Source organism: Lysinibacillus xylanilyticus (genome assembly GCF_001183605.1).
In the GTDB taxonomy this organism is placed as follows: Bacteria; Bacillota; Bacilli; order Bacillales_A; family Planococcaceae; genus Lysinibacillus; species Lysinibacillus xylanilyticus.
Genome location: NZ_LFXJ01000005.1, coordinates 482,172 through 497,274 on the forward strand (window position 1 = coordinate 482,172; position 15,103 = coordinate 497,274).

Sequence of the window (15,103 nt, forward strand, 5' to 3'; positions counted from 1 at the left end):
AGTCGATGGCGCATAAGGGTATATTATTTTTCATGTAAATATGAATAGTTTTTATGCGCCATTGAGCGAGTGCATAGCCCTGTCTAAAGGGCAAGCCAGAATGAGGTGATAAAATATGAATAAAGGTAGAATCATTTTACATATTGACCTTAATTGCTTTTATGCCTCTGTTGAACAAATTTATGATCCCTCATTAAAAGGGAAGCCAGTAGCCATCGCAGGGAATCCTAAAGAGCGTAGAGGTATTATTATTACGTGTAGCTACGAAGCAAGAGCGAGTGGTGTTTATACAACTATGAATGTCGGGGAGGCGCGGCGGAAGTGCCCAGAGCTAATTGTGCTCCCTCCTAATTTTGATCGATATAGAGCTGCGTCCAAGTCATTTTTTAATTTGTTAAAAGAATATAGCGAAATTCTCCAACCAGTTTCAATCGATGAAGGATATTTGCAACTTCCTATAGTAGAAGGCCAAAATGTCTTGCAGCACGTTCAAAATATGCAAGATAGAATTTGGAACGAACTGAAACTCCCTTGTTCAATTGGAATTGCACCGAATAAATTTTTGGCAAAAATGGCGAGTGATATGAAAAAGCCAATGGGTATAACAGTGCTCCGAAAGCGTGACGTGCCAACAGTATTGTGGCCGATGAATGTCATTGAGATGCATGGTGTTGGCAAAAGTACAGCGGAGAAATTGGGGAATTTAGGTATCCGAACAATTGGAGAACTAGCTGCAGTTGATGAATATGTATTAAAGCAAAACTTTGGCATTAATGGTCAACGTATGAAGCAAAAAGCAAATGGTGAAGATGATAGACCTGTCGATCCAGAAGCAATATACGATACGAAAAGTGTAGGGAATTCAACAACGCTTTCTCATGATACGACAGATAGAGATGAATTATATAAAATTATTTCAACACTTTCTGAAAAGGTAGCAGACAGATTAAAGGCCAAGAAACTTGCTGGAGTAACTGTAAGCATCATGATTCGTTCCGCTGATTGGGAAACATGTACACGGAGTAAGTCCATCAATAACGCAATTCATTCAAAAGAGGATATAGTTGAGCATGCCTGGTATCTATTTAATAAGCATTGGAATGAAGAACCGGTTCGATTACTAGGCGTTACCGTATCGAATGTCAGTGATATTAAAGAAACGACACAGCAGCTAACGTTATTTAACTTTGAAGAGCATGTAAAAGATGAACCAATCATTAAACTTGTTGATCAAATCGAGCAAAAGTTTGGAAAAGGAACGATTTTGCGGGGTTCAGATATTGCCAAGCCAGTAGGGAAATATCAAGCAAATACGAGTTTTAGTAAGGACTTTTGGGACGAACATAAATAAGAGAAAACCGTCATTTCGATCAATTTTTTTTCGAAATGACGGTTTTCTTTGTAGTTGGAATAGATTTAAGGCATGTAATTTAACTATGAGTAGTGTTTTAACTTATTAAGGTAGAAGTTTTATGTGTTTGTAAAAGATTCATTTTCCTTTTGTCCATAGGTTTCACTGCGATTTTTGATTTTTTGTAATACACTGTCTAAAACATTACGTTCAGACAGAGTTTGATAAAGGACTTTTTGTACCTCAGCAGCTTCCTTGTTTTCTGCTTGGTTACTTAGAAATTCACTATAGGTTACCATATATTGATGATAATCTATGTTGGAAAGTGTTTTAGCTGCTATTTGTTTGTGCGCAGTTAAAGCAGAAGTAAATTGTTTACGTGCCTCATCTGGTTGGGCAGGTATTATTTTGATTTTACCTCTTGTATCTGAGTCCTCTTTGAAGTCAAGGAATTGATAATCGAACGCTAATGGTTTAGCAAGAGCGATATGAGCATGAAGAGCAACAGCATGATCACTAAGTTTTTCCGTTACCTCACGAAGGATATCGTTCCCTTTTTCAAAAAAACGGCTGCCGTCAAATGCAAGGATACGGCCCACTTCTTCAGAGAAATAATCTTGAGCAAGGAATTCTTGATCGTATCCAGTTGGTGGTAAAACTCGTAGCCTTAAGTTGTTAGATACGATGTTATTGCCGTTTATTTGTAGGGCTACTTGAATGTTATAGAATCCTGGATCATCAATTAACCAGCCATTTTTCCCTACGGAAGCGAAAATGGTTTCATACAGTGATTCTCCAGGCATAAGTACCTTGTTCTCGAGGTTCCTTAAATATTGAACATAAGGTAGTAAACGACGCCCTTGTTTGCCATCTTTTTTGACAATTACAGACATTCCATCTAAATCGGACAATATATACTTATTTATTAACTGAGGTTGATTTGAAGTATTCGTTAGTTTGACTTCTATAACAGTAGGTTCTAACCATTGGAATATAGGTGTTTTACGGTTAACTCTCAATTCAAGATTAAAAGAAGGGTGAATAGAAATGATCGGTTGTTCAAACCCATGGTCAACAGCCCAGTCAGCATTACCCATTTGTACGAAGCGCTCAGGTGCGTGTCGCAAAAACAAAAGCTCTTGGTCACTAAAACGATACTCAAAGTTTTTAAAGAACTCCTGTTGGTTGCTATCATATTTGTAAGGATAATTCATAAAGCTTAGAGCCTTTGGTTCTGGAGTAAGAGGGCGATCCAACGGTTCCCAAGGATGACCTAAGTGTTTTTGCCAAGAGTGCAGGAGATTGAAAGCATGTCCCATCTCATGGCAAGTACACCAAAAACGATATCGCTGTACCCAAGCTTCTGGGGAGGAGTCACCTTTAGGTGGATCAGAAATAAATGAATTATTAAAAATGGCTGTCCCTTGACGATGATTCGGACCTATACTATCAAACATAATACCGCCAAGACCATGGCCTTCTTCAGCTTCCGAATTTGCAAAGAATGTCCACATGGACCATTGGGGCTTATTATCGAAGTGTGACCAATATACCTGCATGGCATCATGCATTTCTTGAGTGTTCCACTTTTTATCAGTTCCTGTATAGTCTTTGGAAACAATATTATTACCTTCTGATATTTTCACATCAAACCCAGTTCGTTTAAAAACCTCTGAGATTGATAGAGTTTCATCCGGCAAAGATGTGGGCTTGTCTGGATGAGTGTGCGTTTGATAGGTTGTAACTGGCGTTGTACCTTCTTCAGCATCAAATTCAAATTCCACAGGGTGGAAGTAAGGAGATTGAAACTGAAACTTGCTAGTTCTGTCTGTCTCCCCTCCGATAAGAAACTCGACTTCGGCAGTATGCTGTTCAGGCAATGAACCGCGTGTTACCTGTATTTTTACATTTGTATAAGGAAATGATTGTATTTCGTCTAGGTATTTATTTCGAATATTGCCTGTCCAAGTATCTGGACCATTAGCTGTTAACTTAGCAATCCAATGAATAGTAGAAGACATGTTTGAAATAATAGTTCCGCTTGCTACCATTTGAGGGTAGAGTCCGTCTACGTCGAGGCGAAGTTCCTCTTTGATTTGCTGTTCACCCCTTGCATATAAACCGCTAATTGGTGAGAGGGGAAATTCTCCTAAACTGGAAGGGTTAATGGCTTTTAATAATTCTTTTGATTCGGTAGTTTTGCTTTGCTCCATCTTTATTACCTCCATGTTTATTATTTTTTTGTCTTTCTTCCTCAATCCCAAGAGTCACAGTGCTTCAAAAAATGCAAAATGTGTTTCGAGTATTATATATGCTGAAGAAACTATAAATATGACACTATAAATAGTAAAATAAATACAGTGAACGAAGTGTAAGAATAATCTAATTATTTCCTGAGAAATACAAGAACGAAGAAAGAAGGTATAGTAATGCATTATAAGGAGTATGGTGATCTACAGAAGCCATTCATACTGTTGATTCATGGGGGTGGTGTTGGAGGATGGATGTGGGATAAACAAGTCCAATACTTTTCCGATTATCATTGCGTTGTACCAGAATTAATAGATAACGAGGCTAATAATACCTCTGATTTTTCAATTGAAGATAGTGCAAAAAAGCTTCTATCTTTAATAGAAGAAAAAGCAGAAAATAAACGTGTCATAGTAGTAGGATTTTCATTAGGAGCACAAATTGCTATTCAAATGGTTAGTCTAAAACCGCAATTAATAGATAATGCCATCATCAACAGTGCTTTAGTGACACCTTCCCCAATTGCAGAAAAATGGATTAGACCGTTGATAAAATTATCTTTTCCCCTAATAAAAAATAAATCATTCGCCAAGCTTCAAGCTAAAACATTATATGTAGATCAAGAATATTTTGAGCAATATTATCAAGATAGTTCAAAGATAAAATTAGATACCCTTATTAAAATATTGCAAGAAAATATGTCTTTTACAATCCCGCATGATTTTTCTAAGGCCCAATGTAACATTTTAGTAACTGTCGGTGAAAAAGAGAAGAGTAACATGAAAAAATCTGCGATCCAACTTGTGAATAGTAATTCTAATTGTCAAGGTGTTGCGCTATCGAACATCGGCCACGGTGTCTCATTAGCGAACCCTGAGTTCTTTAACCGTTTTGTAGAAGAGTGGATTAAGGATGGTAAATTACCAGATGGGGAGGTTATCAATTAGTGCATAGTGCAAGAAGGAATCTTCGATCACTTTGACGATTCTCTCTAAAAGGTCGCATTGCCAAAAGGTAGGATGAGTGAGGGCAACTACTTGGGGATCAGCGGATATCGGATGTCCCTAGGATTTACATTCTAGGAGTATCTAAACGCAGCAGCAGTAGTTCAGATGGATAGAGCAACGGCCTTCAAAGAGCCGTCGGTCGGGGTTCAAATCCCTCCTGGGACGTCTGAAAAGGAGGTCTCTGGCCTTTAGGGATAAGGGTCTAAGAGTAATTAGGGATACGGTCAGGGCTTCTGGATGGCTTTATCCCTTTTTTGTACTCTTGTGATTTTATTATGAGACCAGAATCATCCACCAATCAATTCTTGAATAGAGAATTTTTTTTTGACTAAAAAGTCGGGACTCTTTGAAGTAGAAGTTGATTTTATCTTTTTTAAGTTTGAGAATGAGGTAATTGTTAAGCATGCCTAATGCAAAGTAAGATATGGGGTTATTTTTATTATGGTTGTAATAATTGTACAAAGTTTAAATTCATATGTACTTTTTTATAAAAAATCTTGAATTGAATCTTCAAATTTAAAAATTTCGAGTATCGAGTAGTTTCTTTTAGAAATGTTTACTCCGTACTCTGGAAAGCTTTTTTGTCCAGGTTTGTCATAATTTCTATCAACAAATATTTCATTCGGTACTTCCCATGCTTGAGATGGAATAAGAAAAATATCTGGTAGTTTTCCAACTTCAAATATCAGTAAAGCGAGATAAAGATTTTTATTTGTTATATCAAATTTGCTTTTTTGCATAAACACGTAGCCTGTACCTCTTAGAGATTTCACTTGTATCTCACAGAAGCGGTTATTCTTATCTTTCACTACAAAATCTATTCCGTGGTCATCCACTTCCGAAGTATAAACATCGCATCCATGTGAGGCAAACTCCATTTTTGTATAATATTCTGCATATCTCCCCAATTGTTGGGGTTTAAGTTGTGTCCAATTAGTATTTGGCAAAATTCTTCCTCCGAGTTGTTCTGATTTGCAAGTGTTCATATTGTTGGTATCTATATACCAAATAATAACATGTGGTGATAAAATAGTAGTAGATTAATTTGGAAATTACGTTACTAAGAGCTTTTACAGAGAAGGAGGCAACTATGGAAAAGTATTACTTTAGCCTTATGCAATTTTTTGAAGGCTATGTTCGGAATTACAGGAAATTGAATTTATCTAAATTACATAATCGTTCAATGTTTACAAAAAGTGAAATTGATTATTTTGCTAATTTGGGAGAAATGTTGGGTTTTGATGCATTTATAGAGGATTCAAAGTTTGATAAAACAAAGGGACGTTCCCGACCAATGGACTTATCATGGTGGAAGTGGGATGCCAGAATTGATGATGAAAACTTTTTATACCTTGCATTACATTTAGAAAGAGAATTTATTAGTAATAAAGATGTTGAGACAATTGAAAAACTCTTTTCTGATACAGAAGAAAGCTATATTCCACATAATGTCATTGGGATACAGTACATAGAATCAGCAGTCAGAATTGATTATTTAAACGACTTAATTCTTCAAAAAAATATGATTCAACAGTCTAATTGTCTAATGATCTATCGCTATTATGATAGGAATGTGGATTTAGAACGAGTTTATGCGTATACCTTTACTCCACAAGGTTTGAATGAAGTGAGAAATGCTATATGTAATCAGGATGACTCTGGCTACTGGTATATTTGTTTTGATGAAGACTATGTACCGTTACAAAATAATAAAAGAATCACTAATTCAATTAAGCTTTAAAAAACTTAATGGAAGTTTAGATAGGATGGAGCTACGGGAGAGATTGAGGGAGCAAAACAAATGGACTTGTGTAAGAGATTTTTTTATAAGCACAAGTCCAATCCTTATTAAACTATCCTTGTTAGCAGAAAATGAAGCTTATTCCACAGTTGCGTTTGATTGTTGGAGAGCTAGATTATTGTTGTCTTGTACTTGATTTTGTTGCTTAGCAAAAAAGTTTCGTACTGGGACATTTATATAAAAGAACATGCCTATAAGGAAAATCGAGAAAGCCCACCCTGCGATTTGTTTATATATCAACATGCCGCCATAACCATCAATTCCGTATTTTTGGAGTAGGTATACTGTTAACCCTGCCATAAAAAGTCCTCTGATGATAAAAATTACCTGAATAAATTGAAACCATTTAAAGATTCCTTTTTGAAAAAATAATGCTCTGCTGTCCATTCGTGCATAACCTTGCAAATATACAAAATCAACAGCAAAATATAAAGAAAGAGGACGCTTAATCATTAGCGCAACAATATAAAGAAATGTATAAAGGAGACTTAGATATACACCATTCCAAATCATTTGCTCTGCTGAACCTGATAGCAAATCAACCGTCGTACCTAGTGCTAGTGAGCTTAAAATTAATAAGCCCGTAATGTTAAATTGCTTATCTAAAATAAAGCGGTAAATGGTATAAATAATTCCAGGAATAGTTGAAATCAGCATTGCTGTATAATCACCTAAAGGCTCTCTACCAAAATTCCATATAACATAAGGTAATATTGCATAAAAAATCATCTCGAATAAAATTAATATTTTGCTTGAACGTTGTTTTTTCACCATTTTCCCCTCCGGCTCTATTCAGCTTGCACCTTTTATATTTGTAGAGGTTTAAACTACTTATTTTGCCCAATAGTTGAACAGGCTAAACATTTTTCTTAAACTAAATTGCTACGTTTTTAATGACTGAATAATCAGACGTTTAATTCTAGTATACTACATTTACAAATAGTATTTTCAACCAAATTCAAATCATAAAACTACTTTGAATAAAAGGTTTTTAACGTCACCTGTAATTCATATATATATAGTAAAAACTAATAGGAGTAGAAATCATTGGACAAACAAAATAGCAGATATAGATGGGTTGTATTTGTTTCTGTATTATTTACTTATTTGTTAATGGCGAGTCAGCGTACCGCCCCAGGACTGATTACAGACCAATTGATGCGAGATTTTAATGTAACAGCATCAACGATTGGGTTATTGACGAGTATACAATTTTTTGTCTACACGAGTTTGCAAATTCCGATGGGGATTTTAGCGGATCGATTTGGGCCAAATTTTTTTCTAATTATTGGAGCTACTCTTACAGGTTTAGGGACAATTGTTTATAGTATGGGTACACATGAATTTGTCCTGTTTTTTGCCAGAATACTAACTGGGGTAGGGGATGCAACCATATGGGTTAACATGGTGCTAATTTTGGCTCAATGGTTTCATACAAAGGAATTTGTTCGATTAATTGGCCTGGCGGGCATGACGGGAAGTCTTGGTTTCTTATTGGCGACAGTACCTTACTCCACGTGGATACTTTTATATGGTTGGAGGGTAACATTTTTCTCAGTAGGACTACTCTTATGTTTATGTGGCATTCTCCTTTATTTTGTACTTGTAAAAAAAACAAAACAAATTTTTGGGGATGTGCAAGTAGTTGATACAGCAGTAGTGCAACGTGAAAAAACATCAGTTTTACTAAGAAGAATTTTTTCAAATCCGCAAGCATGGGCACTATTCTTTTGCCATTTTGGGGTAGTCGGTGGTTATGTAGGGTTTATCAGTTCGTGGGCAGTACCTTATGGGATGAATATGTATGAAATGACTCGTTCAGATGCCAGCCAACTGATTATGATCGGTCTTATCGGTGCACTTATTGGAGCACCTCTAGCTAGTTGGATTTCAAGTCGGTTAGAAACAATTAAAAAACCGTATATTGTCGTTCATATCATTGTTTTATTAGGGTGGTTTTCTTTTCTTTTATGTAATGGTCATCCTTCCTTTTTCTTTCTAATTATTATTTTCTTTATCATTGGCTTTGGATATGGGGCAAGTGCATTAACATTTGCAGCTGTACGTCAATCTTTTAAACTTGAAGAATCAGGAATTGTTTCAGGGATTGCGAATACGGGCGGCTTTCTAAGTGCTGTATTGCTACCTATCATTTTTGGATATATATTAGATCATTTTCAATCAACTTCAGGTAATCTATTTGATGGGTATTACTATGGTTTCATCACGCCAGTTATCTTCTCCATCGTTGGTTTGATTGGAGTGATTTTATTTAAGGAAAAACGTCAGAGTGTAAATAAGAATAACAAGCAGGGGTAAAGAGCATGGATGCAAAGCAACCGTTCTTTGCTCCTGTTTTTTTTGCCTTTACTAACCTGATTTGCAGGGTATAGGCTCATCCCCAAAAGTTGTGGATGACATTTGTTAAACGTATACCTTGTATATAAGTTGATTGTAGTGGAGGCTGGGCGACTCCTTGGGGATTAGCGAATAGAGGAACGAAGGCTAAAATCATCACGTCCTGTGATAACGCCTTCGTGACCAACATCGTGTTGGCCCGAGACCCTGCAGCGAAGCGGATGTTTTCTGTGCGAAAGCGTAGTGCTAACGTAGCGGCAGCAATAAAAGCGGCTCATCGGACGCCCCCAGGAAGCTTTGCTCTGTGCGAAAGCGAAGCGTCAGCAAATGTTTTATCTGTGCGAAAGCGTAGCGACAGCAACAACAAAGCGCCCAGCCGGAACGGAAATCAATCACACGTTTTGGTGAAGAGCCAAGGTATATAAAAATAGTAAGATGTTAGGTATAATTATAAATTAAGAAAAGAAAAATTATGATTAGATTAAATCTAGTATAGAAGGGGGAGAAAACTTAAATTGACAAATAATAATAAAACGGTTATCCGTTCAATGGATATTTTAAATTTATTTATCGATCATACTGAACTGTCATTTCAAGAAGTAATTGAGTTATCAGGAATCCCTAAAACCTCTACTTTCCGCATGTTGAAATCTTTCGAGGAAATGGAATTTTTAGAAAAGGGAACTGATGCAAAATATAGGTTAGGTATTCTCTTCCTTAAATTTGGACATTTAGTATCAACGCGCCTAGATGTGCGAAAAATTGCAGAACCAATTATGAATGAGTTACATAATGATGTAAAAGAAGCGATTAATTTAATCGTTCGTGATGGTGATGATGCTGTTTATATCGAGAAAATAGATACGAAGCAAAAAGTTCGACTCTACACTGCAATTGGTAGAAAAAGTCCTCTTTATGCAGGGGCATGCCCTCGTGCTGTATTATCCTTTTTACCGGATGCAGACATAAAGGAATATCTCGAATCGGTAGAACTTAAATCATTTGCAATGGGGACGATTACTGAAAAGGAAAGGCTTTTTGAAACGATTGTGCAGGCTAGAGAACTTGGTTATACAATCAGTCATTCAGAATTAGAAGATTATACATCTGCTGTTGCAGCACCGATTTACGATCATAAAGGAGACGTCGTTGCAGCAATGAGTATTGCGGGACTAGAAAGCAATTATCGAGGGGAAAACGTTGAAATTTTCGTCGATAAACTTAAGAAGGCTACCGCAGAGATTTCAAAACAATTGGGGTATGTACAGCTTTAAAAAATGGGTAGTCTCAAAAGTCTTTTGAGATTACCCATTTTGCGCTGAAGTTGCAAACTTTTTGGAGAATATTACTATCTAAATATTCGAATTTTGGACGATTGAATAGCCTCTAACGCTACTATAACCTTTTTAAACGGAGCCCAAATGCTAATTCTTTTAGTTTTCTTTCTTGCTGTATTAATGCCAATTGAGCTTCTTCAAGAGTGACCTCTTTAAAATAGACTCGACCATTTGCTTGCATTTGTGCTAATGATGGTAAATCGGCAGATATCACTTGAGCTATTTTAGGATATCCGCCAGTTGTTTGACGATCTGCCATTAAAATAATAGGTTTCCCATTGGGGGGCACTTGAATCGTTCCAAATGTAACCCCTTCGGATAATAATTCAAATGGCTCTTTTAATTGAATAGCCTCTCCTTCTAATCGATAGCCCATTCGATCTGAGTGTGTTGTGATGGTGTAAGGCGTTGAAAGGAATGTTTTTAAACTCTCCTCATCGAAATGCTGATATTCAGAGCCTCTTATGAAGCGGATTGTTTGCGTTTTTTTAAATGTAACAAAGGATGTGTAATCAGCTGACCAAGAAAGGGGAGTTGGTTCTTTTTTTAATTGTTTAAAAAGATTCTCGCCTAACTCTGATCTTCTATCTAATTCAAAGACATCATTCTTCAGCAATTTTCTTCCTTGAAATCCTCCAATTCCTGCACGTATGTAAGTGCTTTTACTGCTCATCACTTTGGGCACTTGAATTCCGCCACTAAATGATACGTAGGCTCGGCAACCACTAATCGCAGTATTAAATTTTAAAACCGATCCTTTTTGAATAAAAAGTGGTCGCCACATGGGTGCTTCTTTTCCGTCTATTGTAGGTTGTAAATTGCCACCTGTAATGGCGATCAGTTCATCAGTTTCAAATAAAAGGGTTGTTCCATAAAGTGTCACTTCAAGAGCGCCTTCTCCTTCAGAATTTCCAACAAGTAAATTCGCAATTCGTAAGGAAATTGAATCCATTGCTCCTCCGACGATAACACCAAACTTTTGTAACCCATATCTTCCTAGGTCTTGAATGGTTGCCAGCATACCTGGCTGTAATACCTTTATGCCCATGTTTCCATCTCCCAATCACTCTTATATTCTTCCAACGAAATTGGTACAAACTGAATTCGATCACCCGGTTGTAATAAGCTTGGAGGAGATTGTTCAGGTAGAAACAAACGAGAAGGTGTTCGTCCAATGATTTGCCATCCACCTGGAGTTTCTAATGGGTAAATCCCTGTTTGATTTCCCGCAATTCCAACAGATCCCGGAGTAATCGATAACCGTGGAGTTTCTTTACGAGGTGTTGCAATTTGTCTGTCCATTCCTCCCATAAACGGAAAACCTGGAGCAAAGCCTATCATGTACACAAGATATTCTACAGAAGAGTGAATTTTAATGACCTCATTAGGTGTTAAACCATGATAAGAGGCTACAAATTCTAGATCTGGTCCCATTTCTCCACCATATACTACAGGGATTTTTACGACACGTTCCTTCGTTGTTTCAACTATATGAGATTGGTTCATTAAAGAAAGAATTGTTGCTTTCACCTTTTCGTAAGGCATTTCGCCTCCTTTTTCTATATTTGAAAAGTATACTTCAATCGGATTGTAATAAACTGTCAAGTTATTATAGGCAGGCACAACCTCGATGAATCCTTCAAATGGATTTCTCTCTAATAAATTCAATATATTTTTAACTTTGTTGTGAATTGCCTCACTGATTCCTTCACCTACATGTATGACTAGCGCAGAATCGCTCAAAGGTCTTATCTGTACATTCTCTTTTAAGTTCACCATATAAACCATCTCCTGAAGTTTCGTAATTCGGTATGTGAGTTTTAAATAACGGATTATTTTTATTATATTTATACAATAAACAAAAACAAGTCTAATTTAAATGAAAATTTTTAAAAAAATATTATTTCTCAAAATTTTAAATTTGCACTTTTCAGCAATAATAAAATATGTTAAGATTTTTTTAAATTTCAAAACTTAAGTTCCGAATATCGGTACAGAATATTTGTAAACGTATTCATTATAACTACTTTAGTGGGAAGAAAACGGGGGAAGAAAATGTTTCGAGTTGATTTAAACTGTGATTTAGGGGAAAGTTTTGGTCGTTATCGACTTGGAGAGCAAGAAGAAATCTTAAAATATGTAACCTCTGCTAATATTGCTTGTGGATTCCATGCTGGAGATCCAACAGTCATGCGAGAGACAGTTAAACTAGCCATTGCTAATGGTGTGAAAATCGGAGCACATCCAGGATTACCGGATTTAAATGGCTTTGGGCGACGTGAGATGAATATCACACCACAGGAAGCTTATGACATGGTTATTTATCAAGTTGGAGCATTGCAAGGTTTTCTAACGACTTACAATGAAACCATGCAGCATGTTAAGCCACATGGAGCACTTTATAATATGGCTGCTAAAAATTCAGCGATTGCTGAGGCAATCGCACAAGCCATTTATGATATTTCACCTTCACTTGTGTTATTCGGTCTTTCAGGTAGTGAATTAACAAAAGCCGGAGAAAAAGTAGGGCTTCAAACAGCGCATGAAGTGTTTGCAGATCGTACCTATCAGAAGGATGGTTCTTTAACATCTCGTAAACAACCTGATGCGTTGATTACCGAAAAGGAACAAGCTGTGAATCAGGTTGTGAGAATGGTAAAAGAGGGAATTGTGCTGTCACAACAGCAAATCGAAATTCCATTACAAGCAAATACTATTTGTATTCATGGGGACGGGGAACATGCTGTAGAGTTTGCAAAATATATTCATTCAAGATTTGCAGACCATCAAATATCAGTGCGTGCAATCAAGGAGGGGTAATCCAATGGGAGCAAAAATAACGGAAGTTAGTGAAGTAGGAATCGAGCAAGAGAAAAAAGGTAAATTTGTTAAGAAAACAGCAAGTAAAAGTGTGTTAATGGGAGCAGCCTTTTTAATGGCTACCTCATCTATCGGACCAGGTTTTTTAACACAAACGACAGTATTTACACAGCAATTAGCGGCTAGCTTTGGATTTGTTATTTTAATTTCATTGATTCTAGATATTGTCGCACAGGTAAACGTTTGGCGAATCATTGCTGTTTCTGGCTTGCGAGGGCAAGAAATTGCCAATAAGGTGTTACCTGGATTAGGTGTTCTCCTTGCAATGATGATTGTTATAGGTGGTTTAGCATTCAATATTGGTAACGTTGCTGGAGCTGGATTAGGGTTAAATGCAATGCTTGGCGTAGATCCAATTATGGGTGCCATTGTAAGTGCACTTTTTGCAATTTTCATATTTATCTATAAAGAAGCAGGGAAGGCAATGGACAAGGTTGCGCAAATTGCTGGTGGTGTCATGATACTACTCATGCTATTCGTTGCTTTTAAAACTTCACCCCCTGTAGGAGAAGCGATTGTGAACACCGTTTGGCCTAAAGAAATTAGCTGGTTTGCGATTGTAACTTTGGTTGGTGGATCAGTTGGAGGTTACATTACTTTTGCTGGTGGTCACCGACTTTTGGACGCTGGCATCAAAGGACAAGAATCCTTGCCAGAAGTAACAAAAAGCTCTGTGACAGGGATTTTGATTACTGGCGTAATGCGTATTGCTTTATTTTTAGCGGTACTTGGAGTTGTTTCAAAAGGTTTAGTTATTGATCCTGCTAATCCACCTGCATCTGTTTTCCAACTAGCCGCGGGTAATATTGGTTATCGTATGTTTGGTATGATTATGTGGGCTGCAGCGATTACTTCTATTGTAGGTGCGGCTTATACATCCGTTTCATTTATTCGCTCATTCCACCCTAGCATTGAGAAATATCATAATTGGGTGATTATAGCATTCATCGTCATTTCAACAACAACTTTTGCCTTGGTTGGAAAGCCTGTTAATGTGTTAATTTTGGTAGGTGCATTAAATGCACTGATTTTACCATTATCACTTGGCATTATGTTAGTCGCTGCACACAAAAAGGATATTGTAGGTACATATAAGCATCCACGTTGGTTAACTGTAACTGGAGCAATTGTAGTTGTTATTATGGGATATCTCAGCATTAATACATTTATTGAAGAAATTCCAAAAATTTTTAGTTAATCTAACATCCAACCATCCATGAGCATCTTTTCATGGATGGTTAATTTATAAGGAGTGAATTGATGATGACAACATATAGTGCTTTAGAGCCGAATGAAATCCGTAAACTAATTCGCAATCAAGAAATTTCTGGACCAACTTCTGGCATGTCGATTGGGTTTACACAAGCAAATTTAGTGATTTTGAAGAAGGAGCATGCCTTTGACTTTCTACTATTCTGTCAGCGAAATCCAAAGCCATGCCCATTATTAGACGTGACTGAACCTGGATCATTTATACCTTCAAAAATTGCTAAAAATGCAGATATTCGCAAGGACATTCCAAAATATCGTATTTATCGGGATGGTATTTTAACTGAAGAAGTATTAGATATTACAGATTATTGGGAAGAGGATATGGTAGGTTTTTTAATAGGGTGTAGCTTTACATTTGAAACACCTCTTCTTGAAGCAGGTATTCCAATAAGACATATTCAAGAAAACTGTAATGTACCAATGTATAAAACAAATATCGCGTGTGAAAAAGCAGGTGTATTTGAAGGACCAACTGTTGTCAGTATGCGCCCTATGACACCAGAGGATGCGATTCGTGCAATCCAAATTACTTCGCGTTTCCCAAATGTACACGGTGCACCAATTCATATTGGTAGTCCGGAACAAATAGGTATTAAGGATATTTCAAAACCAGATTTCGGTGATGCCGTGTCCATTAAGCCAGGGGAAGTACCAGTATTTTGGGCTTGTGGCGTAACCCCTCAGGCAGTAGCAATGGAAAGTAAACCTTCTATTATAATTACCCATGCACCGGGTCATATGCTAATCACTGATATAAAGGAAACAAGTTTGAGCATACTTTAAGGTATGTTCGAAGGCATCTATTTATTTTCTTCATATGTAAACGTCATGAGGTTGTGACAAAACC

14 protein-coding genes are annotated in these 15,103 nt (G+C 36.8%); 9 read left to right on the forward strand and 5 right to left on the reverse strand.

What is annotated here, in order from left to right; translation table 11 throughout:
• The first annotated feature begins 115 nt into the window (after nucleotides 1-115).
• Nucleotides 116-1,351 carry a DNA polymerase IV gene (locus ACZ11_RS05300; protein WP_049664313.1) on the forward strand — a complete coding sequence of 412 codons (1,236 nt, stop codon included), beginning with the start codon at nucleotides 116-118 and terminating at the stop codon, nucleotides 1,349-1,351.
• 119 nt (nucleotides 1,352-1,470) lie between these two features.
• Here the strand turns inward: ACZ11_RS05300 and ACZ11_RS05305 are convergent, their stop codons facing one another.
• A complete protein-coding gene (locus tag ACZ11_RS05305; RefSeq protein WP_053093200.1) occupies nucleotides 1,471-3,564 on the reverse strand; it encodes a hypothetical protein in 2,094 nt (697 codons plus the stop codon).
• A gap of 216 nt (nucleotides 3,565-3,780) precedes the next feature.
• On the opposite strand from ACZ11_RS05305, the gene ACZ11_RS05310 reads away from it, so the two are divergent.
• Nucleotides 3,781-4,548: an alpha/beta fold hydrolase gene (locus ACZ11_RS05310; protein WP_082172681.1), complete on the forward strand. Its 768-nt coding sequence runs from the start codon at nucleotides 3,781-3,783 to the stop codon at nucleotides 4,546-4,548.
• A 545-nt stretch (nucleotides 4,549-5,093) separates the two neighbouring features.
• On the opposite strand, the gene ACZ11_RS05320 is transcribed toward ACZ11_RS05310, so the two are convergent.
• On the reverse strand, nucleotides 5,094-5,555 hold the full coding sequence (locus tag ACZ11_RS05320; protein WP_201778499.1) for a DUF4365 domain-containing protein: 462 nt from the start codon (nucleotides 5,553-5,555) through the stop codon (nucleotides 5,094-5,096).
• A 143-nt stretch (nucleotides 5,556-5,698) separates the two neighbouring features.
• Here ACZ11_RS05320 and ACZ11_RS05325 point away from each other — a divergent pair, with 143 nt between their 5' ends.
• Nucleotides 5,699-6,349 carry a hypothetical protein gene (locus tag ACZ11_RS05325; RefSeq protein ID WP_049664316.1) on the forward strand — a complete coding sequence of 217 codons (651 nt, stop codon included), beginning with the start codon at nucleotides 5,699-5,701 and terminating at the stop codon, nucleotides 6,347-6,349.
• Nucleotides 6,350-6,487: 138 nt separating this feature from the next.
• Here ACZ11_RS05325 and ACZ11_RS05330 read toward each other — a convergent pair whose 3' ends face one another.
• Nucleotides 6,488-7,183, reverse strand: a complete 696-nt coding sequence (locus ACZ11_RS05330) for a VC0807 family protein (RefSeq protein ID WP_049664319.1) — start codon at nucleotides 7,181-7,183, stop codon at nucleotides 6,488-6,490.
• Between the two features lie 273 nt (nucleotides 7,184-7,456).
• Here ACZ11_RS05330 and ACZ11_RS05335 point away from each other — a divergent pair, with 273 nt between their 5' ends.
• The 3 genes from ACZ11_RS05335 to ACZ11_RS05340 all read left to right on the forward strand — a co-directional run bounded on the left by ACZ11_RS05335 (nucleotide 7,457) and on the right by ACZ11_RS05340 (nucleotide 10,041).
• Nucleotides 7,457-8,728: an MFS transporter gene (locus ACZ11_RS05335; protein ID WP_049664320.1), complete on the forward strand. Its 1,272-nt coding sequence runs from the start codon at nucleotides 7,457-7,459 to the stop codon at nucleotides 8,726-8,728.
• Between the two features lie 269 nt (nucleotides 8,729-8,997).
• Complete coding sequence (locus ACZ11_RS25635) at nucleotides 8,998-9,192, forward strand: hypothetical protein (RefSeq protein ID WP_161804437.1); 195 nt, start codon at nucleotides 8,998-9,000, stop codon at nucleotides 9,190-9,192.
• A 90-nt stretch (nucleotides 9,193-9,282) separates the two neighbouring features.
• On the forward strand, nucleotides 9,283-10,041 hold the full coding sequence (locus ACZ11_RS05340; RefSeq protein ID WP_049664322.1) for an IclR family transcriptional regulator: 759 nt from the start codon (nucleotides 9,283-9,285) through the stop codon (nucleotides 10,039-10,041).
• A gap of 121 nt (nucleotides 10,042-10,162) precedes the next feature.
• Here ACZ11_RS05340 and ACZ11_RS05345 read toward each other — a convergent pair whose 3' ends face one another.
• A complete protein-coding gene (locus ACZ11_RS05345) occupies nucleotides 10,163-11,152 on the reverse strand; it encodes a 5-oxoprolinase subunit C family protein (protein ID WP_049664324.1) in 990 nt (329 codons plus the stop codon).
• A complete protein-coding gene (gene pxpB, locus ACZ11_RS05350) occupies nucleotides 11,143-11,883 on the reverse strand; it encodes a 5-oxoprolinase subunit PxpB (protein WP_049664325.1) in 741 nt (246 codons plus the stop codon). The genes ACZ11_RS05345 and pxpB overlap by 10 nt, the downstream gene beginning before the upstream one ends.
• 276 nt (nucleotides 11,884-12,159) lie before the next feature.
• On the opposite strand from pxpB, the gene ACZ11_RS05355 reads away from it, so the two are divergent.
• The 3 genes from ACZ11_RS05355 (at nucleotide 12,160) to ACZ11_RS05365 (ending at nucleotide 15,039) form a co-directional block, all read left to right on the forward strand.
• Nucleotides 12,160-12,924: a LamB/YcsF family protein gene (locus ACZ11_RS05355; RefSeq protein ID WP_049664327.1), complete on the forward strand. Its 765-nt coding sequence runs from the start codon at nucleotides 12,160-12,162 to the stop codon at nucleotides 12,922-12,924.
• Nucleotides 12,925-12,964: 40 nt separating this feature from the next.
• Nucleotides 12,965-14,182: an NRAMP family divalent metal transporter gene (locus ACZ11_RS05360; protein WP_049667064.1), complete on the forward strand. Its 1,218-nt coding sequence runs from the start codon at nucleotides 12,965-12,967 to the stop codon at nucleotides 14,180-14,182.
• A gap of 65 nt (nucleotides 14,183-14,247) precedes the next feature.
• Entirely contained in the window at nucleotides 14,248-15,039 is a 792-nt protein-coding gene (locus ACZ11_RS05365) for a putative hydro-lyase (protein ID WP_049667065.1), read from the forward strand.
• Nucleotides 15,040-15,103 lie beyond the last annotated feature (64 nt).

Excerpts from the sequence above, each read along its gene's own strand:
- ACZ11_RS05300 (WP_049664313.1), top strand. The coding sequence starts at position 116 with ATGAATAAAGGTAGAATCATTTTACATATTGACCTTAATTGCTTTTAT.
- ACZ11_RS05305 (WP_053093200.1), bottom strand. The coding sequence starts at position 3,564 with ATGGAGCAAAGCAAAACTACCGAATCAAAAGAATTATTAAAAGCCATT.
- ACZ11_RS05310 (WP_082172681.1), top strand. The coding sequence starts at position 3,781 with ATGCATTATAAGGAGTATGGTGATCTACAGAAGCCATTCATACTGTTG.
- ACZ11_RS05325 (WP_049664316.1), top strand. The coding sequence starts at position 5,699 with ATGGAAAAGTATTACTTTAGCCTTATGCAATTTTTTGAAGGCTATGTT.
- ACZ11_RS05330 (WP_049664319.1), bottom strand. The coding sequence starts at position 7,183 with ATGGTGAAAAAACAACGTTCAAGCAAAATATTAATTTTATTCGAGATG.
- ACZ11_RS05345 (WP_049664324.1), bottom strand. The coding sequence starts at position 11,152 with ATGGGCATAAAGGTATTACAGCCAGGTATGCTGGCAACCATTCAAGAC.
- pxpB (WP_049664325.1), bottom strand. The coding sequence starts at position 11,883 with ATGGTGAACTTAAAAGAGAATGTACAGATAAGACCTTTGAGCGATTCT.
- ACZ11_RS05355 (WP_049664327.1), top strand. The coding sequence starts at position 12,160 with ATGTTTCGAGTTGATTTAAACTGTGATTTAGGGGAAAGTTTTGGTCGT.
- ACZ11_RS05365 (WP_049667065.1), top strand. The coding sequence starts at position 14,248 with ATGACAACATATAGTGCTTTAGAGCCGAATGAAATCCGTAAACTAATT.